26 protein-coding genes are annotated in these 26207 nt (G+C 49.0%); 11 read left to right on the top strand and 15 right to left on the bottom strand.

Going from position 1 to position 26207, the window contains the following annotated elements; genetic code table 11:
- Positions 1–6 precede the first annotated feature (6 nt).
- The 8 genes from tolA to cydA all read right to left on the bottom strand — a co-directional run bounded on the left by tolA (position 7) and on the right by cydA (position 5903).
- Complete coding sequence (gene tolA / locus L9P36_RS04170; RefSeq protein ID WP_237465189.1) at positions 7–1029, bottom strand: cell envelope integrity protein TolA; 1023 nt, start codon at positions 1027–1029, stop codon at positions 7–9.
- A 3-nt stretch (positions 1030–1032) separates the two neighbouring features.
- Positions 1033–1473, bottom strand: a complete 441-nt coding sequence (gene tolR / locus L9P36_RS04165) for a protein TolR (protein WP_237465188.1) — start codon at positions 1471–1473, stop codon at positions 1033–1035.
- Positions 1474–1476: 3 nt separating this feature from the next.
- On the bottom strand, positions 1477–2172 hold the full coding sequence (gene tolQ / locus L9P36_RS04160; protein WP_237465187.1) for a protein TolQ: 696 nt from the start codon (positions 2170–2172) through the stop codon (positions 1477–1479).
- Positions 2162–2572 carry a tol-pal system-associated acyl-CoA thioesterase gene (ybgC, locus tag L9P36_RS04155; protein WP_237465186.1) on the bottom strand — a complete coding sequence of 137 codons (411 nt, stop codon included), beginning with the start codon at positions 2570–2572 and terminating at the stop codon, positions 2162–2164. Before ybgC ends, tolQ begins: the two co-directional genes overlap by 11 nt.
- Positions 2573–2722: 150 nt before the next feature.
- Positions 2723–3031 (bottom strand): cyd operon YbgE family protein, encoded by a 309-nt coding sequence (locus L9P36_RS04150; protein WP_237465185.1) that lies wholly within the window; start codon positions 3029–3031, stop codon positions 2723–2725.
- Positions 3021–3143, bottom strand: a complete 123-nt coding sequence (gene cydX, locus L9P36_RS04145; RefSeq protein WP_237465183.1) for a cytochrome bd-I oxidase subunit CydX — start codon at positions 3141–3143, stop codon at positions 3021–3023. Before cydX ends, L9P36_RS04150 begins: the two co-directional genes overlap by 11 nt.
- Positions 3144–3161: 18 nt before the next feature.
- Positions 3162–4298 carry a cytochrome d ubiquinol oxidase subunit II gene (gene cydB / locus L9P36_RS04140; protein ID WP_237465181.1) on the bottom strand — a complete coding sequence of 379 codons (1137 nt, stop codon included), beginning with the start codon at positions 4296–4298 and terminating at the stop codon, positions 3162–3164.
- A 15-nt stretch (positions 4299–4313) separates the two neighbouring features.
- Entirely contained in the window at positions 4314–5903 is a 1590-nt protein-coding gene (gene cydA, locus L9P36_RS04135) for a cytochrome ubiquinol oxidase subunit I (protein WP_237465179.1), read from the bottom strand.
- A 551-nt stretch (positions 5904–6454) separates the two neighbouring features.
- On the opposite strand from cydA, the gene L9P36_RS04130 reads away from it, so the two are divergent.
- Positions 6455–6625, top strand: a complete 171-nt coding sequence (locus tag L9P36_RS04130) for a hypothetical protein (RefSeq protein ID WP_237465177.1) — start codon at positions 6455–6457, stop codon at positions 6623–6625.
- A 13-nt stretch (positions 6626–6638) separates the two neighbouring features.
- Here the strand turns inward: L9P36_RS04130 and ruvB are convergent, their stop codons facing one another.
- The 3 genes from ruvB to topA form a co-directional block, all read right to left on the bottom strand.
- A complete protein-coding gene (gene ruvB / locus L9P36_RS04125; protein ID WP_237465175.1) occupies positions 6639–7649 on the bottom strand; it encodes a Holliday junction branch migration DNA helicase RuvB in 1011 nt (336 codons plus the stop codon).
- 22 nt (positions 7650–7671) lie between these two features.
- Positions 7672–8292 carry a Holliday junction branch migration protein RuvA gene (gene ruvA, locus L9P36_RS04120; protein ID WP_237465173.1) on the bottom strand — a complete coding sequence of 207 codons (621 nt, stop codon included), beginning with the start codon at positions 8290–8292 and terminating at the stop codon, positions 7672–7674.
- Positions 8293–8457: 165 nt separating this feature from the next.
- Complete coding sequence (topA, locus tag L9P36_RS04115; RefSeq protein WP_237465172.1) at positions 8458–11082, bottom strand: type I DNA topoisomerase; 2625 nt, start codon at positions 11080–11082, stop codon at positions 8458–8460.
- Between the two features lie 346 nt (positions 11083–11428).
- Between topA and L9P36_RS04110 the strand changes: the two genes are divergently transcribed.
- Positions 11429–11689 carry a DUF2498 family protein gene (locus L9P36_RS04110; protein ID WP_237465170.1) on the top strand — a complete coding sequence of 87 codons (261 nt, stop codon included), beginning with the start codon at positions 11429–11431 and terminating at the stop codon, positions 11687–11689.
- Positions 11690–11775: 86 nt separating this feature from the next.
- Here the strand turns inward: L9P36_RS04110 and sohB are convergent, their stop codons facing one another.
- Positions 11776–12906, bottom strand: a complete 1131-nt coding sequence (gene sohB / locus L9P36_RS04105) for a protease SohB (RefSeq protein WP_435532728.1) — start codon at positions 12904–12906, stop codon at positions 11776–11778.
- A 100-nt stretch (positions 12907–13006) separates the two neighbouring features.
- On the opposite strand from sohB, the gene L9P36_RS04100 reads away from it, so the two are divergent.
- Positions 13007–13753 (top strand): YciK family oxidoreductase, encoded by a 747-nt coding sequence (locus L9P36_RS04100; protein ID WP_237465167.1) that lies wholly within the window; start codon positions 13007–13009, stop codon positions 13751–13753.
- 138 nt (positions 13754–13891) lie between these two features.
- On the opposite strand, the gene rluB is transcribed toward L9P36_RS04100, so the two are convergent.
- From rluB to rnm, 3 genes are all read right to left on the bottom strand, one after another.
- Positions 13892–14848 (bottom strand): 23S rRNA pseudouridine(2605) synthase RluB, encoded by a 957-nt coding sequence (rluB, locus tag L9P36_RS04095; protein WP_237465165.1) that lies wholly within the window; start codon positions 14846–14848, stop codon positions 13892–13894.
- Positions 14849–14981: 133 nt separating this feature from the next.
- Positions 14982–15602: an L-threonylcarbamoyladenylate synthase gene (locus tag L9P36_RS04090; protein WP_237465163.1), complete on the bottom strand. Its 621-nt coding sequence runs from the start codon at positions 15600–15602 to the stop codon at positions 14982–14984.
- A 10-nt stretch (positions 15603–15612) separates the two neighbouring features.
- Positions 15613–16482, bottom strand: coding sequence for an RNase RNM (gene rnm, locus L9P36_RS04085; RefSeq protein ID WP_237467854.1), 870 nt, complete (start codon positions 16480–16482; stop codon positions 15613–15615).
- 282 nt (positions 16483–16764) lie between these two features.
- Here rnm and aroF point away from each other — a divergent pair, with 282 nt between their 5' ends.
- From aroF to L9P36_RS04045, 8 genes are all read left to right on the top strand, one after another.
- The gene (gene aroF / locus L9P36_RS04080; RefSeq protein ID WP_237465162.1) at positions 16765–17778 is read left to right on the top strand and encodes a 3-deoxy-7-phosphoheptulonate synthase; all 1014 of its coding nucleotides are present in this window, start codon (positions 16765–16767) and stop codon (positions 17776–17778) included.
- On the top strand, positions 17775–19361 hold the full coding sequence (locus tag L9P36_RS04075) for an anthranilate synthase component 1 (protein ID WP_237465160.1): 1587 nt from the start codon (positions 17775–17777) through the stop codon (positions 19359–19361). The genes aroF and L9P36_RS04075 overlap by 4 nt, the downstream gene beginning before the upstream one ends.
- Before the next feature lie 11 nt (positions 19362–19372).
- Positions 19373–20029: an aminodeoxychorismate/anthranilate synthase component II gene (locus L9P36_RS04070; RefSeq protein WP_237465158.1), complete on the top strand. Its 657-nt coding sequence runs from the start codon at positions 19373–19375 to the stop codon at positions 20027–20029.
- A 2-nt stretch (positions 20030–20031) separates the two neighbouring features.
- Entirely contained in the window at positions 20032–21036 is a 1005-nt protein-coding gene (gene trpD, locus L9P36_RS04065; RefSeq protein ID WP_237465156.1) for an anthranilate phosphoribosyltransferase, read from the top strand.
- Entirely contained in the window at positions 21033–22481 is a 1449-nt protein-coding gene (gene trpCF, locus L9P36_RS04060; protein WP_237465155.1) for a bifunctional indole-3-glycerol-phosphate synthase TrpC/phosphoribosylanthranilate isomerase TrpF, read from the top strand. The genes trpD and trpCF overlap by 4 nt, the downstream gene beginning before the upstream one ends.
- 2 nt (positions 22482–22483) lie before the next feature.
- Complete coding sequence (gene trpB, locus L9P36_RS04055) at positions 22484–23674, top strand: tryptophan synthase subunit beta (protein WP_237465154.1); 1191 nt, start codon at positions 22484–22486, stop codon at positions 23672–23674.
- Complete coding sequence (trpA, locus tag L9P36_RS04050; protein WP_237465153.1) at positions 23674–24480, top strand: tryptophan synthase subunit alpha; 807 nt, start codon at positions 23674–23676, stop codon at positions 24478–24480. Before trpB ends, trpA begins: the two co-directional genes overlap by 1 nt.
- A 417-nt stretch (positions 24481–24897) precedes the next feature.
- Positions 24898–26160, top strand: a complete 1263-nt coding sequence (locus tag L9P36_RS04045; protein ID WP_237465151.1) for a dicarboxylate/amino acid:cation symporter — start codon at positions 24898–24900, stop codon at positions 26158–26160.
- The last annotated feature ends 47 nt before the right edge of the window (positions 26161–26207 follow it).

The following is a 26207-nucleotide window of genomic DNA, read 5'->3' as shown; positions in this document are numbered from 1 at the left end:
TCCTTCTTACTCTGGCTCAACGGTTAAATTAATTGAGCGTAGTTGTTCGATCACTTTCGGATCTTTTGGCATCGGAAAGCTGCCAACTTTATATACGGCCGCTTGCGTCGCACGACATAAAGAATCATTGCCACCACGAACTTGCATATCCGTCATCAAACCATTCTTTGCTAATCGCAAACGGATTTTACATTCTTGTCCGCGAAAACGCTCTTCAATCAAGAGATTATTCATGATGAGGTCACGGTAGATAGCCGCATAACGTGCAATTTCACTGTTGACCTGTTGACCGCGCGCTTGGTTTCGCCCCGCTTGCTCGGTCTCGAGTCCTTCCATCATGGCTGCCAGTGCGGCATCTTGCTCTTTTTGTTTGCGCGCAGCCTCGGCTGCTTTACGTTTAGCTTCGGCTTTGCGTTTTTCTGCTGCTTTACGCTCTGCTTCAGCTTTTCGCTTGGCTTTTTCCGCAGCTTTTCGCTCAGTCTCAGCTTTACGTTTGGCTGCTTCTGCCGCTTTTTGTTCAGCTTCAGCTTTACGTTTTGCTTGCTCAGCAGCTTTTCGTTCTGCGTCTGCTTTTTGTTTCGCAGCTTGCTGTACTGCGATCTCTTTTTGTCTTTTCTGTTCAGCTATTTTAGCGGCTTCTTGCGCGCGTTTTTCTTCCGCTAACTGTTCTTTTTTACGCTTTTGTGCTTCACGTGCATCACGCTCTGCTTTTAGGCGCTCTTTCTCAAGGCGCTTGGTTTCTTCCTCTGCCGCTTTGCGTTTTTGCTCTAAAGCAGCCGATTGGTTTTCAAGCTCTTTAATCCTTGCCTTCTCTTTTCGCTCTGCCGCCGTTCGTTTTTGCTGAATTTCACGCGCTTGGCGCTCAACATCAGCACGCGAAATCACCACGGCTTTGACATTCTCGCCTGCGAGCAATGTATGTTTTTGCTCCGCATTAAAATAAGAGGCTAAAAACAGCGCAAGCGCCAGCCCAGCATGCAGCAATACTGAGAGAATAATGGCAAAGGTCAGATTGTTGTCTTTATCCATGCTTTAAGCTGCAGGCTCCGTCATCAATCCCACGGACTCGACACCCGCTTGAGTCAAAATATTCAGTGCATCAATAATGCCTTGATAAGGGGTGTTTACATCACCACCTACCATCACATTGGATTTAGGTTTCAGCGACAAAGCCGCTTTCACTTGCAGCGCCATCTCCTGGGCAGTCACAGGGATTTTATCGCCGCCATCAATACTGATGCGATAGCGACCATCGGCAGAAACTTCCACAATAATAAAGCTACTTTCACCACTTTTATCGGCAATATCTGCGGCTGTTTTTGCATCACTAGAGGTGGGTAGTTGTACGTCCACACCTTGGGTAATAAATGGCGCTGTCACCATAAAGATAATGAGCAGTACCAACATCACATCGATGTAGGGCACCACATTGATCTCTGCGGTCATCTTACGACGCTTATATTGATACCCCATGACTTACTCCTGAACAGAGGATGCTTGGCGGTGAAGAATACTTGCGAACTCTTCCATAAAGGTGCCATAAGCATGCTCAAGATGAGTCACTTTCACGGTGAGACGGTTATAGAACATCACGGCAGGAATCGCCGCAAATAGACCCATCGCAGTTGCAATCAAGGCTTCTGCAATCCCTGGTGCAACCATGTTTAGGGTCGCTTGTTTCACTGCGCCCAGCGCAACAAAGGAGTGCATGATGCCCCATACGGTACCAAATAGACCGATATATGGACTGATAGAGCCGACGGTGGCTAAAAATGGCAGGCCAGCTTCCAGCTTTTCAACCTCACGAGAAAAAGCAACACGCATGGCGCGGCTAGTCCCTTCCATCACATATTCAGGTGATTGACTATTATGACGATGCAGACGGGCAAACTCTTTAAAGCCTGCGTGGAAAATTTTCTCAGCGCCCGTAATGTGATTACTACGTGCATTCACTTCTTGGTATAACTGCGCAAGATCAATGCCAGACCAAAAACGTTCATCAAAACGCTCGCTACGACGCTTCGCTTCGCCGAGTGCTTGGCTTCGCTTAATAATCATTGCCCAAGAGACAATCGAAAAAAGGACCAAAATCAACATCACCAACTGCACAAGCAAGCTGGCTTCAAAGATCAGTTTGATAATGGATAGTTCACCGGTTGGTTCAGGATTCACGATTCAACTCCGCAATAATCGTTGTAGGTATGGCAACAGGTTTGGTCTTTTTGGGGTTAATGCAGGCTACCTGAACATTGGCGCGACACAAGCACTGGCCAGCAGAATTAACCAAAGTTTGACAAAATTCAATGGCAACTCGGCGCATATGGGTTACTTCAGTAACAACTTCCAACGCATCATCTAAACGCGCGGGTTGGATGAAATCAATCGACATATGATTGACCACAAAAGCGATATCCTGTGCTAGGAGCGGCTCTTGTGTGACACCTTTTGCGCGTAAAAATTCAGTTCGCGCACGCTCAAAGAACTTAAGGTAATTGGCATGGTAAACCACACCTCCGGCATCTGTGTCTTCATAATAGACACGCACCGGCCAAGAAAATGAAGGAATTGCCATAAGCCTATTGATATCCCTATGTAAATTGGGCTCATACTATACCTAAGTTGGCAATAATTGGTAAAGAATCTAGGCGGGAAAGCGTTGTAGTTGCCGAGAAATAGCGCAAGCGGTCACTCTTTTATGACCGCTTGCAGTATTTTCATCCAATTACAAAAAGTACAGGCATGTGAAGCAAAGATACACAGGCCATGCAATGAAAGGAGAAAAAATAAGTTGCCAATACCAGCGCTGCGGAAAAAAACCGACGGCGTGGATCATACCGATACAGACAGCCCAAATCAGGCCAATACCACGTATCACATTAAAACCACCGATCGATTCTGCAAACGCGACGGGATCCCACATCACCAGCGCCATAAATACAGTAGCGCCGATAAATGAAATTATCCGCCATGGAAAGGCAGAAATGGCTCGATGATAATCATCGAGCCGATTTGTAAAGGCATTAGGCGTCATTGCCAGATTGCTCGTCTTTGTCCATCGCTTCACTTTGCTCTAGCCAAAGTGCGTTGATAATACCAAATGAGCAAGCCAATAGTACGCCCAAAATCCATGCAAAATACCACATCGTTTCGTCTCCTTTGGCTTAGTACAATGACGTTTTATTGTCTTCGATAAACTTGTTATCCAAACGACCAAACATTTTGGCGTAACACCAAGTGGTGTAACCAAGAATGATTGGCACAAAGATAGCAGCCGCAATCGTCATGATGCTCAAAGTGAGCTGACTTGAGGTTGCATCCCACATAGTCAAGCTGTGGTTCGGGAAAGTGATTGATGGCATCACAAATGGGAACATTGCAAAACCAGCCGTCAAAATAATCCCAGCAAGTGCCAAGCTTGAAGTCAGGAAGCTCCAACCACAACGCTCAAAGCGTGATAGCACAACTGTTAGTAGTGGCATCACTACGCCCAGTGCTGGCGCAATCCACAGTGCAGGCATGGCATTGAAATTATCAAACAACGCGCCTTTAGCCATGGTGACTTCTTTCAGTAGTGGGTTTGATGCAGCATTTAGGTCTAACTCACCAACAATGCGGAAAGCTTCCAAGTGATATGCCCAAACACCAGCCAATGCAAAGCACACCGCGGTACCTAGCGCAGTTAGTTGAGCCACTGTACGTGCACGGCTGTGTAGCGCATCTGTGGTTTTCATCTGTAGCCAAGTTGCACCTTGGGTCACAATCATCAGCAAGCTCACCACACCGCACAACAATGCAAATGGATTAAGCAAACCAAAGAAGCTGCCCGTGTATTTTGGAATCAACAATTCACTCAACTGGAACGGAACGCCTTGCATCAGGTTGCCAAAAGCAACACCGAAGATCACTGGTGGTACAAAACCACCAACAAACAGACCCCAGTCCCACATGTTACGCCAGCGTGGATCTTCAATTTTAGAGCGGTAATCAAAACCAATTGGACGGAAGAATAATGCCGCCAAGGTTAGAATCATCGCTACATAGAAGCCTGAGAACGCTGTTGCGTAGACCAAAGGCCAAGCGGCAAATAGTGCACCACCTGCGGTGATCAACCAAACTTGGTTACCATCCCAGTGCGGTGCCACTGAGTTAATCATCACGCGGCGTTCATTGTCACTTTTGCCAATCACAGGGATGAGAGCACCCACCCCCATATCAAAGCCATCAGTCACAGCGAAACCAATCAGTAGGACACCAACCAGTACCCACCAGATAAAGCGTAAAATTTCATAATCAAACATGCTGTCTCTCCTTGATTAAGCTTCTACTGTGCGATCAGCACCAGATTGCTGACGCTTCGCCGCTTCTTGTTCAAAGTGATAACGCCCTGTTTTTAGGCTACTTGGACCTAGGCGTGCAAACTTGAACATCAAGTAGAGTTCGGCAATTAAGAACAAGGTGTAAAGGCTACAGATCGCCACGATGGAGAAGATGATGTCGCCTTTCGCCAGCTGTGATGCAGCTAGATGTACAGGCAGCACCTCACCTACGGCCCATGGCTGACGGCCATATTCGGCAACAAACCAACCAGCTTCAATCGCAATCCATGGCAATGGAATGCCGTATAGCGCAGCTTTAAGCAGCCATTTTTTATCACCAATACGGTGACGACAAGTCTGAATAAAGGCTGCGCCAAAGATACCGAGCATCAAGAAACCACAGCCCACCATGATACGGAAGCTCCAGAACAATGGTGCAACATGTGGAATCGAATCTTTTGCTGCGGCTTGAATTTGTGCGTCAGTAGCATCTACCACCTTATCGGTGTAAGCCTTGAGCAAGAAGCCGTAACCCAAATCATCTTTTACATTGTTAAATGCAGCGATGTTTTCAGGTGTGCGCTCACCAGCGCGAAGCTTCTCAAGCAAATCATAGGCAACGATACCATTACGAATACGACCTTCATGCTCAGTCACAAGATCACGTAAACCTGTTACTTGGGTATCCAAAGAACGCGTTGCGATGATACCCATCAAATAAGGAATCTTAATCGCATAATCGGTTTCCATGGTCTCTTGGTTCGGGAAACCAACCAGAGTAAAGGCAGCTGGAGCAGGCTCTGTGTGCCACTCAGCTTCAATCGCTGCAAGTTTGGTTTTTTGCACATCACCCAACTCGTAGCCAGATTCATCACCCAGCACGATAGTTGAAAGAATGGCAGCCATACCAAAAGATGCGGCAATGGCAAAAGAGCGACGCGCAAACGCAAGGTCACGGCCTTTCAACATATAGTATGAGCTGATACCAAGAATGAACATGGCACCAGTGGTGTAACCAGAAGCCACGGTGTGAACGAATTTCACCTGTGCCACTGGGTTAAAGATCACCTCAGCAAAGCTCACCATCTCCATACGCATGGTTTCAAAGTTGAACTCTGCGCCCACTGGATGTTGCATCCAGCCGTTGGCAATCAAAATCCACAATGCAGAGAAGTTTGAGCCGAGTGCCACAAGCCATGTCACCGCCAAGTGTTGACGTTTAGACAGACGATCCCAACCAAAGAAGAATAGGCCAACAAAAGTTGATTCAAGGAAGAAAGCCATTAAGCCTTCGATGGCGAGCGGGGCACCAAAGATGTCACCCACATAGTGTGAATAGTATGACCAGTTAGTCCCGAATTGGAACTCCATGGTCAAGCCGGTAGCAACGCCCAGTGCGAAGTTAATCCCAAATAGCTTGCCCCAGAATTTAGTCATGTCCTTATAGACTTGCTTCCCGGTCATTACATAGACCGACTCCATAATGGCAAGTAGAAATGCCATACCCAGAGTCAGGGGAACAAATAGAAAGTGATACATGGCGGTCATGGCAAACTGCAGCCGTGACAGCTCTACGATTTCACTCATCATTGCGACTCCTTAATTGTCAGCTGACTGACGCCTAGATGCTTTATCAATAAACACCGTAGCTAAGAAAATATTTTGTAGCAGTTAAGGAGATAACAGTTTGGTTGTTTTTGTAAACGCAAAGTTCACACTCACCAATTTTTGTTAAAAAACCGTTACAAAACGCGATTCAATTTACGCCTCATCTTACCGCCTTTCAAAGGCAGCGGCAAAGCATTTGCCACACAAATTTCCATGATAAAAATCAAAAATCACTCGAGAGAAATGTGACATTCAACCAAACACTTGATCTAAATCAATTTGAGGCCTGTGCTATTTTACAGAACTAATGAGGAAAATATTGATAGGAGGATTTTACAAAGCGAGGATGGCGTTAAAATAGCAAGTTATTTTTCTATCAATTAGATACAAAAAAGCAAAATTAAATTTTAAATTGACCAACAAGCCAATGCCAAACTTAAGGAATGCCTACTATATCATACTAATTTCAGCGCTATTTGCATGAATTTCTTTTGCTTTATGCCTCGCCCTCATTGTGTCGATAACAATTTATGAAGGTATCTCTTAAATTTAAGAAAATATGGCACGCAATTACAGAAGCAGAAGCAGAAGCAGAAGCAGAAGCAGAAGCAGAAGCAGAAGCAGAAGCAGAAGCAGAAGCAGGCATCATAGCCGCAAGGTTATCGACCAAAAAAACGGGAATGATGACATTCCCGCATTGATCTGATTAATGGGTTATTTGCTATCAGGTTGCGTGATACCAAAATGCAGATAAGCACGAGGCGTCGCGATACGCCCGCGCGGAGTACGCTGTAAAAAGCCTTGCTGAATCAAATAAGGCTCTAGCACATCTTCAATGGTTTCTTTCTCTTCACCAATAGCGGCGGCAACGTTATCCAAACCCACGGGGCCACCCATAAATTTATCGATGATCGCCATCAGTAGCTTACGGTCCATATAATCAAAACCGCAGGGATCCACATCAAGCATCCCTAGCGCTTGCGCAGCCACATGCTGATCAATTACCCCTTGGTTTTTCACCTCAGCAAAGTCGCGAACACGACGCAAAAGTCGGTTGGCAATACGCGGCGTACCGCGGGCACGACGGGCAATCTCTAATGCCGCATCCTCGTTCATGTTCAAATTTAAGCAGCGGCCGCTACGTTCCACAATAAATTGCAGATCCTCAACCTTGTAGTACTCCAAGCGCTGCACAATCCCAAAACGATCGCGAAGCGGCGAAGTAAGAGAGCCTGCTCGCGTCGTCGCGCCAATCAAGGTAAAGGGTGGCAGATCAATTTTAATGGAGCGCGCTGCAGGGCCTTCGCCAATCATAATATCAAGCTGATAATCTTCCATGGCGGGATAGAGCACCTCTTCCACCGCTGGACTAAGACGATGGATTTCATCAATAAACAGCACGTCATTGGCTTCAAGATTGGTAAGTAAAGCGGCCAGATCCCCCGCCTTTTCAAGCACTGGTCCAGAGGTGGTTCGAATATTCACCCCCATCTCATTGGCGACGATATTCGCCAACGTGGTTTTACCCAATCCTGGCGGACCAAAAATCAGTAGATGATCCAGCGCTTCATGACGAAGCTGGGCAGCCTTAATAAAGATCTCCATCTGCTCACGAACGTGATCTTGACCTTGATAATCGGCCAATAGCTTTGGCCGAATAGCGCGGTCAATCACCTCTTCATCAATGCGAGGTGCTGCTGAAATAATACGATCCGCTTCAATCATGGAATAAATCTAACCCTTCCCTTTAAACCATAGAACGCAATGCTTCGCGAATCAGATCTTCGCTGCGCATATCGTCTTTCGCCACGGCTTTCACCACTTTTTCAGCTTGTGCTGGCTTATAGCCTAAGGCGACCAAAGCGCTGATCGCTTCTTGCTCTGCACTATCAAGCATCAATGGGTCATCATGACCGGCAAAACCTGCCATATCCGCAGCTGGGGTAAAGAGGTCAACGCCGCCCCAACCTTTTAGACGGTCTTTTAGCTCAACCACCAAACGCTCTGCCGTTTTTTTGCCGACACCTGGAATTTTTACCAAAGCGGAGGTATCTTCGCGCTCGACACATTGCACAAATTGGCTGGCATTCATCGCCGATAAAATGGCTAATGCCAATTTCGGTCCCACACCATTGGCTTTGATCAACTCACGAAAAAGTGCGCGCTCTTGCTTGTGGTTAAAGCCAAAAAGCAGCTGTGCATCTTCGCGCACCACAAAATGGGTATAGATCACCACAGGCTGACCACACTCAGGCAATGAATAGAAACAGCTCATGGGAAGCTGGACTTCATAACCAACCCCACCCACATCAATTAATACTTCAGGGGGCTGTTTTTCGAGTAGTTCACCGCGTAGTCGACCAATCACATTCTTTCTCTTCTGGAGTTACACAATTGCGGCTAAGAATAATCAAGGACTGGATAAATATCCAGCCTTTGTTAAGAAAAGCGCGAGTTCAGCCACGAACCCGATGAGCATAGCGCCATAAAAAAACGCCGCATATCAGATGCGGCGTTTTTCAATCAAAACCAATTAGGCTTTGGCTTTTTTACGCTTGTCTGTCACTTGCCATTGGCCATCGACATAGAGCGCAGTCCAACCTGAAGGCTTACCATCATCTTCAGTGCGCACATAGTTCTCTTTGCTCTTACGGCTAAAGCGAACAACAGCAGGACGACCATCAGGATCCTTGGCTGGCGCGGTTGCGAGATACTGATATTTCTCAGGCAAACGGTCAACAAAGCGAGCCAACTCAGACACTAATGGTGCGCGGGTTTCACGCGATTTCGGGAAATTATGCGCTGCCATAAACAGGCCAGAAGCCCCATCGCGTAGCACAAAATATGCATCCGAGTTTTCGCATGGTAATTCAGGGAAATGCACTGGATCTTCTTTTGGCGGTGCAACTTCACCATTTTTCAGGATCTTACGGGTGTTTTTGCAAGTATCGCTGGTGCAATCCATGTATTTACCGAAACGACCATTTTTCAGCACCATATCTGCGCCGCACTTATCACACTCCACCACGGGGCCATCATAACCCTTGAGCTGGAATTGACCTTGCTCAATCACATAGCCTTCACAGCTTGGATTGTTACCACACACGTGCAGTTTGCGCTGCTGGTCGATCAAATAAGCATCCATCGCCATATCACAGATAGGGCAACGTTTTTTCGCGCGAAGTGCTGCGGTTTCAACATCTTCTTCAAGAATGTTGATCACCCCTTCCTCATCCATCAAGTTGATGGTGGTTTTGCAGCGCTCTTTCGGTGGCAATGCATAACCCGTACAACCGAGGAAAACCCCAGTGGATGCCGTGCGAATGCCCATTGGACGCGCGCAGGTTGGGCAAGCGATATCGGTGATCACGATATGGTTTGGCTTCATGCCACCATCGCTCTCTTCGCCTTCCGCTTTTTCTAAATCTTTTGAGAAATCACCAAAGAACTGATCGAGTACATCTTTCCAATTGGCTTCGCCATCAGCCACTTCATCAAGACGCTGCTCCATACGCGCGGTAAAGCTGTAATCGAGCAGATCGTTAAAGCTCTCATCGAGACGATCGGTGACGATCTCACCCATCTTTTCAGCGTAGAAACGGCGCTGTTCAACACGCACATAGCCACGATCTTGAATCGTTGAGATGATTGATGCGTAGGTCGATGGGCGACCAATACCACGCTTTTCAAGCTCTTTGACAAGCGCCGCTTCAGTAAAGCGCGCAGGTGGCTTAGTAAAGTGCTGCTTTGGATCAAGCTGCTCAAGTGCCAATGTGTCACCCACAGCAACCATTGGCAAAATGATATCTTCGTTTTTGCCCAGTGGACGTTGGACACGTGTCCAACCATCAAAACGTAGCGTGCGACCTTTGGCTTTCAGGGTAAACTCACCCGCTTTCGCGGTAATGGTAGTGGAGTCATACTCAGCGGCTGTCATTTGACATGCCACAAATTGACGCCAAATTAATTGATAAAGTTTAACCGCATCTGCGTCCACACCTTCAATTTGGCTATCGAGCACATTGACATCAGAAGGACGAATCGCTTCGTGCGCTTCTTGCGCATTGGCTTTGCTACCAAAGACCACAGGCGCGGCTGGCAAGTATTTATCGCCAAAGTTCTCGCCAATGTAATCACGCACCGCATTGACAGCATCTTGGCTCAAGTTGGTTGAGTCAGTACGCATGTAGGTGATGTAACCTGCCTCATACAAGCGCTGAGCAAGCATCATGGTCTTTTTCACGCCATAGCCCAAACGGGTACTCGCCGCTTGTTGCAAGGTCGAGGTAATAAATGGTGCGCTAGCTTTGCTCTTGGTTGGACGCGCTTCACGCTCAATCACTTCAATCGCAGCTTTCGCAATGGCGGCAACCGCCGCGTCGGACTCAGCTTTGTTGCGTGGTCGATATTCTTGACCCGCTTGCTTGGTCACTTGCAGGCGAAGGGCTTCACTGCTAGCCAAGGTATCTGCGTGCAGATCCCAAAACTCTTCTGGATTAAAGGCTTTAATTTCGCGCTCACGTTCAACCAGCAGCTTTACCGCAACCGACTGAACGCGACCTGCAGACAAACCGCGCGCTAATTTTTTCCATAGCAATGGCGACACCATAAAGCCCACCACGCGGTCAAGAAAACGGCGCGCTTGCTGCGCATCGACGCGGTCTTGATTAAGCTCACCCGGATTTTCAAAGGCTTGCTGAATCGCGTTTTTGGTAATTTCGTTAAACACCACGCGCTTATAGCGATCATCATCGCCGCCAATGAGCTCGCGTAAATGCCATGCAATCGCTTCTCCCTCGCGGTCCAAATCCGTTGCGAGGTAAACGTAATCTGCTTTTTCAGCAAGCTTTTGTAATTCAGAAACCACCTTGATCTTATCTGGAATCACCTCATAGTTGGCTTGCCAACCATGGTATGGATCGATCCCCATCTTTTTGATCAAAGATTTGCGCTCTTTTTCTTTTTTAACGCGGGCTTTCTCTTCAACACTCAACCCCTTGGTTGAGATAGGTGCAGCTTTTTTACCACCACTGGTTGCACCTTTGGGCAGATCGCGGACATGACCAACACTGGATTTCACCACGAAATCCTTACCCAAGTATTTATTAATGGTTTTCGCCTTAGCTGGCGACTCCACAATAACCAGAGATTTACCCATTCGAGACTCTACTTGTTCTGTTTCAACGAGGTGCTCATTCATTGAGCATAAACAAACAAGCAAGGCGAACCTTGCTTGTATTCTATCTGATGTATAGCAATAAGCCTGTTACCATGCAAAATTTGCGGCTTATTGATGTGACCAAAAAACGCGGCAGATTATTACCATTAGCTACGTATTGTCGTCTTTGATCAAGTGCATTTTTCTAGCCGAAATCACAAAATCAGCCCCGATTGCACTGCTCTTTTTACAATATGTCAAATTAAGGGAGCGCTGCAAGCCTTGTGATTGACCTTGTGATTCTTCGCAAGGACAGTACACTGTCCACCATCACTTTGGAGGTACCATGAGCGACAAACAAGAAAAAAGTGAAATTAGCCAACTTGATCTGCTAATGATTGCCAATCAAATGCTGCAAGATCACGATGCCTATATTGATGGTGTGCGCGCGACCGAGGTTCGTGAGCAAGCAGGCGTATTGATTTTTAAAGGGGAAGAATACTTCCTATCTGAGCAAGGCCTACCCACAGAAAAGACCACCACAGTGTTCAATCTGTACAAATATTTGGCCCATCAGCTTTCTGATAAATTTATTCTGATTGATTAAAACGCCAGCAGCGCTAGTTATCATCAATCATAAAAAAGCCCCAACTGGGGCTTTTTTGTTACGCCTATAACACTGACAGATCACGCTTACATTATCGGGCGCTGACCACGGCCAATCCATTTCAGTAATAGATTATCCGCCGCCTCGCCTGTGGCGCCGGCAAAACGCTGAGACAGTTTTTTACGCTGCACATAACGAATAGCAAGCACCGCTTTGTCTGCCTTACATGCATTGATGATGTAGTCATCTGAAGTGGTAATCGCATCAATCAAGCCCAAAGACAAGGCTTGCTGACCAAACCAATGCTCACCGGTTGCGACGCTGGCCACATCCAAAGATGGACGATGCAGCTCAATAAACTGCTTAAAGAGAACATGGGTCTCTTCGAGCTCTTGCTGGAACTTCTCACGCGCTTTATCGGTGTTTTCACCGAACATGGTGAGGGTGCGCTTAAACTCGCCCGCGGTGAGCTGTTCAAATTCAATATCATTTTTCTTCAATAGCTTATGAAAGTTTGGCAATTGCGCCACAACACCAATGGAGCCAACAATGGCAAAAGGCGCAGCTAGCACTTTATCGGCGACACAAGCCATCATATAACCGCCACTGGCCGCAACTTTATCCACCACCACAGTCAATGGAATACCGGCCGCTTTAATACGTGCCAGCTGAGAAGCTGCCAAACCATAGCCATGCACCATACCGCCGCCACTTTCAAGGCGCACGAGCACTTCATCATCAGCGTTGGCAATGGCCAAAATCGCGCTCACCTCTTCACGTAGTGAGGTCACCTCTTTGGCATCAATACTGCCATTAAAATCAAGAACAAAAAGCTGAGACTCGCGACTTGCAGGTGCTTGTTCCTCCACGGCTTGCTCTAAGGTTTCTGGCGCTTGGTGTGCATCATTTTGTTGCGCTTCTTTGGCCTCTTTTTTCGCTAATTTTGCGGCTGCCTTGGCCTCTTTTAGTTTGGCTTTTTCTGCTTTTTTCTCTGCTTTTTCCCGCGCTTTCAGCACATCTTTATTCAGCAACTGCTGCTCTAGCAGGTGCACTGTATCGCGATAATTTTCGGTCAGATCCGTTAGCTCTAAATCGCCTTTGGCTGCTGATTTATGGTTGATTGATTTAACCGCCACCAACAAAACCACAATCGCCACCAGCGCGGTCAGCACTTTGGCGAAAAACAATCCATATTCAAATAGAAATTCCAAGGCCAAGCCCTCATCTTGTTATTTGGGTCAAAGGGTTATTGTAACTCTGTTGCCATCGCTTGAGCCACCACAATACAATCCCCCTTTTGTAAAAGAGTGCGATGCCATGAATCAATATAGAGTCTCAGAACAGGCGCTCAAGGCGCGTGTGATCTTAGTGACAGGCGCAGGTGAAGGTATTGGTCGTCAAGCCGCCCTTAGTTATGCCGCCCATGGTGCGACCGTGATCTTACTGGGGCGCACCGTGGCTAAATTAGAACAAACCTATGATGCCATCATCGCTGCGGGCGGCCCTGAGCCTGCCATTGTACCGCTTGATTTAGCGGGCGCATCCAGCCAGCACTATCGCGATTTGGCGCAGACCATTGAAAATCAATTTGGCCGCTTAGATGGGCTCCTTCACAACGCCGGTTTATTGGGCACGCTGGGGCCGCTACAACAGCTTTCTATCTCAGTGATGGACGACCTATGGCAGGTCAACGTGCGCGCCGAATTGATGCTCACCCAAGCGCTACTCCCCTTGATTGAACAATCCCCAGATGGACGCATTGTGTTTACCTCATCCACTGTGGGTCATCAAGGCCGCGCTTATTGGGGCGCCTATGCGATCAGTAAATTTGCAGTTGAAGGAATGATGCAAGTGCTGGCTGATGAGATGAGCCATAGCACTGTGCGGGTCAATGCCATCAACCCTGGTGGTACTCGTACCAAAATGCGCGCCAGCGCCTTTCCAGCTGAAGATCCTCAAGTGCTAAAAACACCGGCAGATTTGATGCCGCTCTATCTTTATCTAATGGCACCAGAAGGTCGACATCTTCACGGTCAATGTATTGATGCGCAGCCGAAAAAATGATGCTGACCACCCGGCGGCCATGGATTAAAAGGGCTAAAAAATCATTTCAGCAATACTTAGTTCACCCATAGATGCCGCCATAGATTGCGCCCATAAAAAAAGCCCCTTTAGGGGCTTTTTATCATGCAAATGCCAGTATTAACGCTGCTTACCACCGGTATTGCGGCGACGCTGGGTTGGTTTGCTCTTACTTTTATCTTGAATGTGACTATTGCGGCGAGATGAGCGTGGCTTACCACCTTCCTCTTTTTTGCCTGTCACACGATCTTCGTGGCGACGTACGGCGCGACGAATTTTCTGAACAGATTTTTCTTTACGCTGATCTTTGCGAACATGGAAAATCGATTCAGTTTCACGGCGAAGCTCAACCATTTCACGCAAGTAGTTCACTTGGTCTAGCTCAAGCTCTTTCCAGCCACCGCGCGGCAAATCAGCACCAAGAATGATATCACCGTAACGAACACGCTTGAGTCGGCTTACGGTCACACCTTGCGATTCCCACAAACGGCGCACCTCACGGTTACGACCTTCGGTGATCACCACGTAGAAAGTGTGGTTCATCCCTTCGCCGCCGCTGTACTGCACATCTTCAAAACGCGCTTTGCCGTCTTCAAGCTCAACACCACGAGTCAGATTGCGCACCATATCTTCAGTCACTTCACCGAAAACACGCACCATATATTCACGCTGAACTTGGCGGCTTGGGTGCATCAAACGGTTAGCAAGCTCACCGTCAGTGGTGAAAAGCAACAAACCAGAAGTGTTGGCATCCAAACGACCCACTGCAACCCAACGACCTTCTTGAATGCGTGGCAAGCGGTCAAACACAGTACGACGACCTTCAGGATCGTTACGGGTACAAAGCTCACCTTCAGGTTTATGGTATGCCAATACGCGGCACATGGTGTCTTGTGGTTGATGGATCGCCGCTTTATTGCCATCGATACGCACACAAGCTTCAGGATTGGTCAAACGATCACCCAAGGTAGCGACTTCGCCATCCACACTAATGCGGCCTTGAATAATCATCTGCTCGATTTCACGACGAGAGCCGTGACCAGAGCGCGCCAATACTTTTTGCAGTTTTTCGTTCATTTTTTACCTTTGTCGTCTTCACAGACGTCGTTGTCAACGCCGTGGCAGCATGCCGAACATCTCATTTTTATGAGTTGGCGAAATTGCGCGCGATTATACACCCGCATACATCGCAATCCTAGTGATACATCACTTATTCAAAAGGTGAGGTATCACCGCTGCCGTAACGAATAATTTCTGCGCTATCTTCGCTAAAATCGATCACTGTGGTGGGCTGTTCGCCGAGATAACCGCCGTTAATAATCAAATCCACTGCATACTCAAGCTGATCGCGAATACTTTCCGGATCAGACTCGGTGTAATCATTGCCTGGCAAAATCAAGCTTGTGGACATCATGGGTTCACCCAATGCCTCAAGCAAAGCAAGTGCAATCACGTTATTAGGCACGCGAATGCCAATGGTTTTACGCTTTGGATTCATCAAACGACGCGGCACTTCTTTGGTCGCTTTAAGAATAAAGGTGTAGCAACCCGGCGTGTTATTTCGAATCAAACGAAAGGCGACGTTATCGACGCGAGCATAAAGCGACAGCTCAGATAGATCACGGCACAGCAGCGTAAAATTATGTTTTTCATCCAATCGACGAATCGCACAAATGCGCTCCAAGGCCGCTTTATTACCCATTTGACAACCCAGCGCATAGCCTGAGTCCGTTGGGTAGATCACAACCCCGCCATTGCGAATGATCGCTACCGCCTGATTAATCAAACGGCTCTGCGGGTTCTCTGGGTGTACATAAAAAAATTGACTCATGATTTGGTCCTTATTCGCTCTTGGCGAAACACGCATCAATGGGCGTTGCCAGCGTCCAATCATGCCAAATAGGGGTTACTTCATCGGGTAACCAGAGGTTACGCCCCAGCTCTAACCAAGGGGATGGATAGTGAAAGTCAGAGCCTTGAGAAGCCAGCAAGCCATGTTGATTGGCTAAATCCGCCAAAAAACGACGCTCATCAGGACGTTGCTGTGGCTGCGCCACTTCCATCCCTTGACCGCCCATCTGACTAAAATCAGCCAGTAACATCCGTAACCATTTGTTACTCAGTTTATAGCGCCCAGGGTGAGCAAGTACAGCAACCCCACCAGATTTTTGAATCACAGCAATGGCTTCGGCCATTCCAGTCCAGTTGGGTGGCACATAACCTGGATTGCCGCGAGAAAGATATTTTTGAAATACGGCCTGCATGGTTTTAGCCTTACCTTGCGCCACTATCCAAGCCGCAAAGTGCGCGCGGGTGACCAGTTCATGCCCCGCCATCGCCTGAGCGCCTGCTAATGCACCCACTAATCCTGCTTTTTCCAAACGCTGACCAATGAGCTGTGCCCTTGCTAAACGTCGCTCTCGCTGGGCTGCTAAAAATTCTTTTAGCGCTGAATGTTCAATATCCAGATTCAGACCAACGATATGAATATCTTTGTTTTGCCACACCGTTGAAAGCTCAACACCCGCAACCAAATGCATGGCAAGTCCTTGCTGCTGAATCGCCTGCTGCGCTGGCACGATGGCATCGACACAATCGTGATCGGTGATCGCCAAAACCGAGATTCTCTTTTCAGCGGCGCGAGCCACCAGTGCTTGTGGTGTTAATTTGCCATCGGAGGCCGTGGTATGACTGTGAAGGTCAAAAATCATTAGCATGTTTTTTTCATTCTTGATTTTAATTTTGGTTTGCCTATCAAAAAACAACCAATTTTAGGCTTGACTTTGCATTCATATACTAGTGTACTAGTACGCAACTAGCATTCACTAGGAACCCATGATGATAACGCAAAACACACAAAAACTATTGCACAATTACTGGTGGCGCAGCCTCAAAAGGGCTGTGTAAGGACGATTTGTCGTTATCACGCCCGCAGGGAAAGCGGGCGTTTTTATGTCCGCTCGAATCAAGCTTAGAGAAAAAGGAAATAGGACATGATTATTGTACTGACCGCCAAAGCCACCAAAGCAGACGCTGATGCGATTTTGGCACAAATTGAACAGGCGGGTCTCAAACCCCTTTTTATGCCTGGCGTTGAGCGTATTGTCCTCGGTGCACTGGGTGATGAACGCGTCTTACAAAAACTGCACCTTGAAGCTAATCCTTGCGTGCAAGAAGTAAAACCGATTCTAACTAAATACAAGCTGGTGAGCCGTGAAGTGCAAGCGCACGACAGCGTGGTTCGCCTTGGCAATTTGGCCATTGGTGGCGATCGCTTTACGGTGATTGCAGGTCCTTGCTCGGTGGAATCTCAAGAACAATTGATGGGCGCCGCCAAAATGGTGCAGCGCTATGGCGCAGTCGCCCTTCGCGGCGGCGCTTATAAACCGCGCACCAGCCCCTATGATTTTCAAGGCATGGGTGAAGAAGGTTTGAAACTTCTCAAACAAGCCAATACAGCGCTTGGTCTGCCCACTGTTTCTGAAGTGATGGAGGTGAGCCAAGTCGATAGTCTCTGCCAGTATGTCGACTGCCTGCAGATTGGTGCGCGCAATATGCAAAACTACGGCCTTTTAAAAGCCGTCGGTGAAACGCAAAAACCTATTTTGCTCAAGCGCGGTCTCTCGGCCACCATCGAAGAACTGCTGCTTGCCGCGGAATATATCTACGATGCGGGAAATCACAACATCATGCTTTGTGAGCGCGGCATTCGCACCTATGAAACCGCCACGCGCAATACCTTGGATCTCAATGCAGTCGCCTATCTCAAACAGCGCAGCCATCTGCCTGTGATTGTCGATCCAAGTCATGGCACCGGTGTGCGTGAGCTGATTACACCACTGTCTAAAGCGGCCGTTGCTGTCGGCGCGGATGGCATCATCGTTGAAGCGCACCTCAATCCATGCCAAGCCCTTTCCGACGGTCATCAAGCGCTCGATGAAGCTGACTTTGCCCATTTGATGCAAAGCATCGCTCCCTTTGTTCAAGCTGCAGGTAAAACCTTATGAAAACCATGAATCTTGCATTAGGCGAGCTCGATACCTTGCACCTGAGCTTGACCTACCGTGACGATCCGACGGCGCTCTATCACACCCTGTGTGGCGATCGCGCGCACAGCCTATTACTGGAATCTGCGGAAATTGCGACCAAGCAGGCACAAAAAAGCCTCATGCTAGTGGATGCAGCGCTGCGCATTCACTGCCTTGCGTCAACCATCACCCTAAGCGCTCTGAGCAACAATGGGCAGAACTTAATTCGCCTGATTGAGCGCGCATTACCGGTCCTTGGCGACGCCATTGCCAAGCAAGAAACTCAGATGGAAAACGGCTATTGCTGTTTAATTTTGACCTTGGCCCCTGTCAGCCGTGCACTTGATGAAGATGCTCGTCTTCACCAACCAAGCGTGCTCAGCGTGCTGCGTTTGCTACGCACTGAGCTTGAACTGCGTGGTCATCGCGATGAAGCGCTGTTTGTCGGCGGTATCTTTGGCTACGACTTAGTGGCCAGTTTTGAACCGCTACCTGAAGTAGCGCGTCGAAATCAGTGTCCAGATTACCTATTTTTTGTCGCCGAAACGCTGCTGGTACTGGACCATCAAAGCCAAAAGATGCACCTGCAAGGCACCATTTTTGGTGGCGAGCAAGTAACCGAAAACTACTTTGAACTCAGTCGTCGTATTCAGCAACTCAGCGAGCAAGCACAACTTGTCACTGCGCTTCCGAAAGCCCAGCAAGTGGCAATGCCGTCAGTGCAAACCGATATTAGCGATGCCGCGTTTTGCGATACCGTCGAAAAACTCAAAAGCCATGTGGTCGCGGGCGATATTTTCCAAGTGGTGCCTTCACGCACCTTTTCGCTGCCCTGCCCATCACCGCTGCAAGCCTATCATGCGCTCAAGCAGCGCAATCCAAGCCCCTATATGTTTTATCTGCAAGATCGCGACTTCACCCTGTTTGGCGCATCACCAGAAAGCGCATTGAAATATAGCCAGCAAAGCAATCAAGTAGAGATCTACCCCATCGCGGGCACCCGCCCACGCGGCAAAAATAGCGATGGCAGTATCAATTTTGATCTCGATGGCCGCATTGAGCTTGAACTTCGCAGCGATAAAAAGGAGCTGGCAGAGCACATGATGCTGGTGGATCTCGCGCGTAATGATGTTGCGCGTATTAGTAGCGCAGGCTCTCGTCATGTTGCCGATTTACTAAAAGTTGATCGCTACAGCCATGTGATGCACTTGGTGTCACGCGTGGTCGGTCAACTGCAACCCAAACTCGATGCGCTGCATGCCTATCAAGCCTGTATGAATATGGGCACGCTCTCTGGCGCGCCAAAAATTCGCGCCATGCAGCTGATTCGTGAAGTCGAGCAAAAGCAGCGCGGCAGCTACGGCGGCGCAGTGGGCTATCTCACCGGCGCCGGTGATATGGATACCTGTATCGTGATCCGCTCAGCCTATGTTGAAAATGAGATCGCTTACGTTCAAGCCGGCGCTGGTGTGGTCTATGACTCACAGCCACAAGCCGAAGCCGATGAAACCCGAGCCAAGGCGCAAGCGGTGCTAAGCGCGATTACTGCGGCGCACGCTTAAGGAGATCCCTGATGAAACCGACCATTATTCTGCTCGATAACTTTGACTCCTTTACCTATAACTTGGTGGATCAGTGCCGCAACCTAGGCTTTGACGTCACCATTTATCGCAACGATCTGCCCTTAGATTTAGTACTCAGCGCTATTTCAAAGGTAACCAATCCGGTGGTGATGCTCTCCCCCGGCCCGGGCAATCCGCAGCAAGCGGGGATTTTACTGCCCCTGATTGAAGCGCTGCGTGGCCGCGTGCCTATGATTGGCATCTGTCTTGGCCATCAAGCCTTGGTGCAAGCCTATGGCGGCACCGTCTCTGGTGCTGGTGATATTGTGCACGGCAAATCAGCGATGATGGCCCATGACGGGCAAGCAATGTTTGCTGGACTCACGAGCCCAATGCCCATCGCACGTTATCACTCTTTGGTTGCCAGCCAAGTGCCGCAATCGCTCACTATTTCCGCAACCCTAGCCAACCATGATATGGTCATGGCGGTTCGTCAGGATGATGAACGTGTGTGCGGTTTTCAATTTCACCCCGAGTCGATTTTAACGACCAATGGTGCCGCGCTACTCACGGCTGCATTGGCATGGGCACAGGCACAGCCGCCTCAGCCTTGTCCCCCCCACAATTTGTCAGCCAGCAATTTAGCCACCAGCAACAAGGAGTGTTGAGCATGGATGCGATTTTTACCGCCCTGTATAACGGCGAATCACTGACTCAGGCACAAAGCCAAACCCTATTTGATCATATTATTCGCGGTGAAATGGATCCGATTCAGCTTGCCAGCGCGCTGACGGCACTGAAAATCAAAGGGGAAACCCCTGAAGAGATCGCAGGTGCTGCCAGTGCTTTGGTGGAAAACGCCAAAGATTTTCCGCGTCCTAGCTATGATTTTGCCGATATCGTCGGCACTGGTGGTGATGGTGCCAACACCATCAATATCTCCACCACTGCTGCATTTATTGCCGCAGCTTGCGGCGCTAAGGTCGCCAAGCACGGTAACCGCGGCGTTTCCAGCAAATCGGGATCCTCTGATCTGCTGGATGCCTTTGGCATCGATCTCACCATGTCGCCCGATACGGCGCGCCAAGCGCTTGATGATCTCGGCCTTTGTTTTTTGTTTGCGCCGCACTATCACGGCGGTGTCAAACATGCGATGCCTGTGCGCCAAGCGCTGGCCACCCGCACAATTTTCAACCTACTTGGCCCTTTAATTAACCCAGCGCGTCCAAATTTAGAGCTGATGGGGGTCTATGACGAAGCGCTGGTGGAGCCCATTGCCAAAACCATGGCGGCCATGGGTTTTGAACATGCGCTGGTGGTGCATGGTAGCGGTCTTGATGAGGTAGCAGTACATGGCTCAACCCATGTGGCTGAAGTAAAAAACGGGCACGTGCGCAGCTTTACCCTGACCCCACAGGATTTTGGTCTTGAGACCTATCGCCTCAAGGATCTAGAAGGTGGCAGTCCAGAAGAGAACCGCGCCCATACCCAAGCGATTTTGCAAGGTCAGGGCCAACCTGCGCATCAAGCTGCGGTGGCAGCCAACGTGGCGCTACTCCTCACCCTATTTGGCCAGCCCGATCTCAAAGCCAATACGCAAAAAGCGCTTAAAGCCATGGCTGACGGTGCAGGTTATGCCGTGATGCAAGCCCTTGCGCAGCGAGGTCACGCATGAGCCAGCACAATATTGAAACGACCCAAGTTGGCGCAGGACTGAGCCCTGAAATCCATCAAACGGTGCTCGGTAAAATTGTCGATGCCAAGATTGAATGGGTACAAGCGCGCCAGCAAAGCGAGCCATTGGATAGCTTTATTGGACAACTAACGCCAAGCGATCGTGACTTTACTGCAGCGCTGCAAAGCGATCGCTGCGCCTTTATTTTGGAATGTAAAAAGGCATCGCCTTCCAAGGGGCTGATCCGCGATGATTTTGACCCTGCCAGCATTGCCAAAATCTATGGCCGTTACGCCAGCGCCATTTCAGTGCTCACCGATGAGCCCTATTTCCAAGGCGATATGCGTTTTTTGCCACAGGTTCGCGGGCAAGTCTCTGTGCCCGTCTTGTGCAAAGATTTTATGATTGACCCCTATCAGGTCTATCTCGCTCGCCATTATGGCGCTGATGCCATTTTGCTGATGCTCTCGGTATTGCAAGATAGCCAATATCAAAAGCTTGCCGAAGTGGCGCAGGCGCTCAATTTAGGTATTTTGACTGAGGTCAGTACGCCGCAGGAGCTTGAGCGCGCCATTGCACTCAAAGCCAAGGTGATTGGCATTAACAATCGTAATTTGCGCGATCTCTCCATTGATCTCAATCGCACCAAAACACTGGCACCACAAATCCCGAAAGGCACCGTCATCATTAGCGAGTCTGGCATTTATACCCACCAGCAAGTGCGCGATCTGGCCCAATACGCCCATGGCTTTTTGGTCGGTAGCTCGCTGATGGCACAACATGATATTGAACGCGCGGTGAAAGGGCTGATTTTAGGGCACAACAAAGTATGTGGCCTCACCCGCACGCAAGATGCCAAAGCCGCTTTTGATGCGGGCGCGATTTATGGCGGCCTTATTTTTGCCGAGCGCTCACCGCGCAAAGTCACCCTCGAACAAGCCAAAGTAGTGCAAAGCGGCGCGCCGCTGGCCTATGTCGGCGTTTTTCAAAATCAAAGCGAAGCCATTGTGGTGGAAACCGCACAAGCATTGAACCTTGCTGCCGTACAGCTACATGGCCAAGAAGACAGCCAAACCATGGCGCGCATCAAGGCAAAATTACCAACGGGTTGTGAGTTATGGCGCGTACAAAACGCCGACGAAACACTGGACGCCCCTGTCGCTGGCGCCGATCGCTACCTGTTTGATCGCAAGCAAGGCCAAACCCAAGGCGGTACGGGACAAGCCTTTGATTGGCAACTCCTTCACCAGCAGCCCAATACACTGGCCAGCAATTTGCTCGCTGGTGGTATTGCCCCCAACAATGCCCAAGCCGCCAGTCAAATTGGCTGTTTTGGATTAGATATCAATTCTGGCGCTGAAAGCGCGCCGGGATTAAAAGATGACGCTAAGTTGCAGGCTATTTTCGCCGCGATTCGCAACTATGCAGGACCAATCAAGGAGTAATCATGAGCAAGTTAAATGCTTATTTTGGAGAGTATGGCGGTCAGTTTGTGCCACAAATTTTGGTCCCAGCCCTCGATCAGCTCGAGCAAGCTTTTATTGATGCGCAGCAAGACCCTGCCTTTCAAAAAGAGTTTACCGACCTACTCAAAGAGTATGCCGGTCGCCCAACCGCACTGACCCGTTGTCGCAATATCACGGAAGGCACCAAAACCACCATTTATCTTAAGCGAGAAGATCTACTGCACGGCGGCGCGCATAAAACTAACCAAGTGTTAGGCCAAGCCCTGCTTGCCAAGCGTATGGGAAAAACAGAGATCATCGCAGAAACTGGCGCAGGCCAACACGGTGTTGCCACAGCCCTTGCTTGTGCGCTACTGGGCCTGAAATGCCGCGTTTATATGGGCGCTGTCGACGTCAAACGTCAAAGCCCCAATGTCTTTCGTATGCAGCTGATGGGCGCGACCGTCATTCCTGTACATTCTGGTTCATCCACCCTTAAAGATGCCTGTAACGAGGCGATGCGCGATTGGTCTGCTAACTATGATACCGCGCATTATCTGCTGGGTACGGCAGCCGGCCCACACCCCTTCCCTACCATAGTGCGTGAGTTTCAGCGCATGATTGGCGAAGAAGCCAAAGCGCAGATTTTAGAAAAAGAAGGACGCTTACCCGACGCAGTGATCGCTTGCGTTGGCGGCGGCTCCAATGCCATTGGTCTGTTTGCCGATTTCATTGAAGAAACCGATGTGGCATTGATTGGTGTGGAGCCCGCAGGTAAAGGCATTGATACCGACCAGCACGGTGCGCCGCTCAAACATGGCAAAACGGGTATCTTCTTTGGTATGAAATCCCCCTTGATGCAAAGCAGCGAAGGACAAATCGAGGAGTCTTACTCCATCTCTGCGGGCCTCGATTTTCCATCGGTTGGGCCGCAGCATGCCCATCTTCTCGCCACAGGTCGCGCGCAATATGAACATGCCAGTGATGATGAGGCGCTAGAAGCATTCCAAGCACTAGCGCGCCATGAAGGGATCATTCCTGCCCTTGAGTCCTCTCATGCGCTGGCCTATGCGCTGCGCAATGCCAAGGAAAACCCAAACAAAGAGCAGCTGCTGGTGGTCAATCTCTCTGGTCGCGGCGACAAGGATATCTTTACTGTGTACGACATTTTAAAAGAGCAAGGAGCGCTATGATGGATCGTTATCAATTGATGTTTGAGCGCTTAGATGCCCTTAATCAAGGTGCCTTTGTGCCCTTTGTCACCCTAGGCGACCCAACGCCAGCGCGCTCTTTAGAAATTATCGAGACCCTGATCGCCTCAGGCGCTGATGCCCTTGAGCTGGGAATCCCGTTTTCCGATCCGCTTGCCGATGGCCCCACCATTCAAGCGGCAACGCTGCGCGCTCATGCGGCAGGGACCACCACCCAAGATTGTTTTGCGATCCTCACCACCCTGCGTGAGCGCCATCCTGATCTGCCCATTGGCTTGCTGATGTATGCCAACTTGGTATTTGCTGCGGGTATCGATAACTTTTATCTGCGCTGCCAAAAGGCCGGCGTTGATTCAGTGCTGATTGCCGATGTACCCACAGGCGAGTCTGCACCTTTTGTCGCCAGCGCCAAAGCCCACGGCATTCATCCTATTTTTATCGCGCCGCCCAATGGTAATAAAGAAACACTAAGCCAAGTGGCAGCACTTGGCGGCGGTTATACCTATCTATTATCACGCGCAGGGGTCACTGGCGCTGAAACCAAAGCGGGAACCCCCGTTGCAGCGCTACTTGAAAACCTCAGACAGTTTGATGCGCCGCCACCACTGCTTGGCTTTGGTATCGCAGAGCCAGCGCAGGTCAAAGAAGCGATTCATGCGGGCGCTGCAGGCGCAATTTCAGGCTCTGCAACCGTGAAAATTATCGAAAACAATGTGGATGACCAAAACGCACTTTTGCGCGAGCTCAGCCAATTTGTGTGTGAGATGAAAGCTGCAACGCAGCGCTAATACAGGGCTATTTTTTTACTGATTAATTGATAGCAAGCCAGCGGCGGTACGTTAACGCCGTAAACCAAGCACTAAAAATACTAAACGTACTATATTAAGCATCAAGCCAAGAGCCATGATCCTAAGGGATCACTCTTGGCTTTTTTATTCCGTCTCAAAAGAGAGTCAAGATTCACCAAATCACTCACATTTTTTGATGCGGTTTGATGAAATCCACAAATTGTGAATTTTTTATCAATGTGCCGATTTAAATATAAAAAACCACCACAAATAGACACTTAAGCAAAGTTTTAACTAGGCAAAACCGCATTTACACCAAATAAAACGCCAAAATCATCTTGCGAATCCAGCAATGTCGCGGTAAAAAGCATCCGCAAACAAGGATTCATTCAGCATTTTAATGCTGGAGCCGAACAAATGAACACGACAGAGGGGAATGACGTGTCAAACACAACATCAAAATGCCATTTTGGCCTACTAAAAAATATTGGCGTTCAAGTCGTCATCGCCATGGTGCTTGGCGCAATTGTCGGCCAGATGATGGGCCACGATGCCACGGTATTCCAACCCTTAGGTGATATCTTTATCAACCTCATCAAAATGTTGGTTATTCCACTGATTGCCGTTGCCATTATCTCTGGCTCAGCGGGCCTTGGCAAAAGCCATTCCGCCGGAAAAGTCGGTCTCTCTACGCTAGCTTTCTTTGGTTTAACTTCAGCGGCTGCGGTTGCGCTGGCGCTCGTCATGGGTCATATCTTCCAACCTGGCAGTGGCGTAGATATGGCGGCCATGCAGAGCCATTTTTCAAGCGAATATGCGGATAAAGGTGAAGTCGCTGGTTTTTGGGCCACTGTGATTGGCATGATCCCAACCAATTTCTTCTCTGCACTGAACCAAGGCAATATTTTGCAAATCTTGGTGTTCTGCATGTTCTTTGGTATTGCCCTGTCTCGCGTTGATTCAGCACGTAGTGAACCTCTGCTTAATGGTATTAATGTCATCGTCGATGCCATGGTGTGGATGATCAACCAAGTGATGAAGATTGCACCGCTGGGCGTCTTTGGTTTGATGGCAGTCGCCATTGGTACCTATGGCTTTGATGCACTTGAAATGGTGATGAAGCTCTTTGCCGTTTACGTTGCCACGATTCTGATCTTTGCCTTTGGCTTTAACCCGCTGTTGATCAAACTCTTTAGTAAAGTGCCGGTGATGAAGTTCATCTCTGCAATGAAAAAGCCGCAAGCTGTGGCCTTCTCAACCGCATCTTCTATGGCTACCTTGCCTGTGAATATGGAAGTGGTGGAAAAAGAGCTGGGCGTGAGCAATGCGACCTCCTCTTTTGTGCTGCCATTGGGCGCCACCATCAATATGTGTGGTAACGCGATTTATTACGGTTTGGTCGCCATTTTCTTTGCCCAGCTATTTGGCACCGAACTCGATATGATGGCCTATGGCGCTATCATCCTCACGTCAACCCTTGGCGCAGTCGGTCAAGCTGGTGTTCCGGGGCCATCTTTCCTTGTGGTTGCGGTTCTGCTTGCGGCTGGTATTCCAATTGAAGGCTTACCACTATTGTTCGCGCTAGATCGTATCTTTGACATGATTCGTACCGCGCTCAACATCACAGGTGACGCCGTTTGTGCCGTGATCATCGATGAGATGGTCAACAAACAAAAATAAGTACGCTGTATTCAATCAAATTCAGTGACAAAAAATCCCGCATACTG

The sequence above is a fragment of the Vibrio stylophorae genome (assembly GCF_921293875.1).
GTDB lineage: Bacteria > Pseudomonadota > Gammaproteobacteria > Enterobacterales > Vibrionaceae > Vibrio_A > Vibrio_A stylophorae.
This window is presented reverse-complemented; position numbering and strand designations above follow the sequence as displayed.

What these genes read in the sequence shown, in the direction of transcription:
- trpD (WP_237465156.1), top strand. Translation starts at nt 20,032, where the DNA reads ATGGATGCGATTTTTACCGCCCTGTATAACGGCGAATCACTGACTCAG.
- ybgC (WP_237465186.1), bottom strand. Translation starts at nt 2,572, where the DNA reads ATGGCAATTCCTTCATTTTCTTGGCCGGTGCGTGTCTATTATGAAGAC.
- trpCF (WP_237465155.1), top strand. Translation starts at nt 21,033, where the DNA reads ATGAGCCAGCACAATATTGAAACGACCCAAGTTGGCGCAGGACTGAGC.
- trpB (WP_237465154.1), top strand. Translation starts at nt 22,484, where the DNA reads ATGAGCAAGTTAAATGCTTATTTTGGAGAGTATGGCGGTCAGTTTGTG.
- tolA (WP_237465189.1), bottom strand. Translation starts at nt 1,029, where the DNA reads ATGGATAAAGACAACAATCTGACCTTTGCCATTATTCTCTCAGTATTG.
- tolR (WP_237465188.1), bottom strand. Translation starts at nt 1,473, where the DNA reads ATGGGGTATCAATATAAGCGTCGTAAGATGACCGCAGAGATCAATGTG.
- topA (WP_237465172.1), bottom strand. Translation starts at nt 11,082, where the DNA reads ATGGGTAAATCTCTGGTTATTGTGGAGTCGCCAGCTAAGGCGAAAACC.
- ruvB (WP_237465175.1), bottom strand. Translation starts at nt 7,649, where the DNA reads ATGATTGAAGCGGATCGTATTATTTCAGCAGCACCTCGCATTGATGAA.
- L9P36_RS04110 (WP_237465170.1), top strand. Translation starts at nt 11,429, where the DNA reads ATGAGCGACAAACAAGAAAAAAGTGAAATTAGCCAACTTGATCTGCTA.
- rluB (WP_237465165.1), bottom strand. Translation starts at nt 14,848, where the DNA reads ATGAACGAAAAACTGCAAAAAGTATTGGCGCGCTCTGGTCACGGCTCT.
- L9P36_RS04070 (WP_237465158.1), top strand. Translation starts at nt 19,373, where the DNA reads ATGAAACCGACCATTATTCTGCTCGATAACTTTGACTCCTTTACCTAT.
- rnm (WP_237467854.1), bottom strand. Translation starts at nt 16,482, where the DNA reads ATGATTTTTGACCTTCACAGTCATACCACGGCCTCCGATGGCAAATTA.
- cydA (WP_237465179.1), bottom strand. Translation starts at nt 5,903, where the DNA reads ATGAGTGAAATCGTAGAGCTGTCACGGCTGCAGTTTGCCATGACCGCC.
- L9P36_RS04130 (WP_237465177.1), top strand. Translation starts at nt 6,455, where the DNA reads ATGAAGGTATCTCTTAAATTTAAGAAAATATGGCACGCAATTACAGAA.
- L9P36_RS04090 (WP_237465163.1), bottom strand. Translation starts at nt 15,602, where the DNA reads ATGAGTCAATTTTTTTATGTACACCCAGAGAACCCGCAGAGCCGTTTG.
- L9P36_RS04100 (WP_237465167.1), top strand. Translation starts at nt 13,007, where the DNA reads ATGAATCAATATAGAGTCTCAGAACAGGCGCTCAAGGCGCGTGTGATC.
- L9P36_RS04075 (WP_237465160.1), top strand. Translation starts at nt 17,775, where the DNA reads ATGAAAACCATGAATCTTGCATTAGGCGAGCTCGATACCTTGCACCTG.
- L9P36_RS04150 (WP_237465185.1), bottom strand. Translation starts at nt 3,031, where the DNA reads ATGACGCCTAATGCCTTTACAAATCGGCTCGATGATTATCATCGAGCC.
- trpA (WP_237465153.1), top strand. Translation starts at nt 23,674, where the DNA reads ATGGATCGTTATCAATTGATGTTTGAGCGCTTAGATGCCCTTAATCAA.
- cydX (WP_237465183.1), bottom strand. Translation starts at nt 3,143, where the DNA reads ATGTGGTATTTTGCATGGATTTTGGGCGTACTATTGGCTTGCTCATTT.
- cydB (WP_237465181.1), bottom strand. Translation starts at nt 4,298, where the DNA reads ATGTTTGATTATGAAATTTTACGCTTTATCTGGTGGGTACTGGTTGGT.
- aroF (WP_237465162.1), top strand. Translation starts at nt 16,765, where the DNA reads ATGATTATTGTACTGACCGCCAAAGCCACCAAAGCAGACGCTGATGCG.
- L9P36_RS04045 (WP_237465151.1), top strand. Translation starts at nt 24,898, where the DNA reads ATGAACACGACAGAGGGGAATGACGTGTCAAACACAACATCAAAATGC.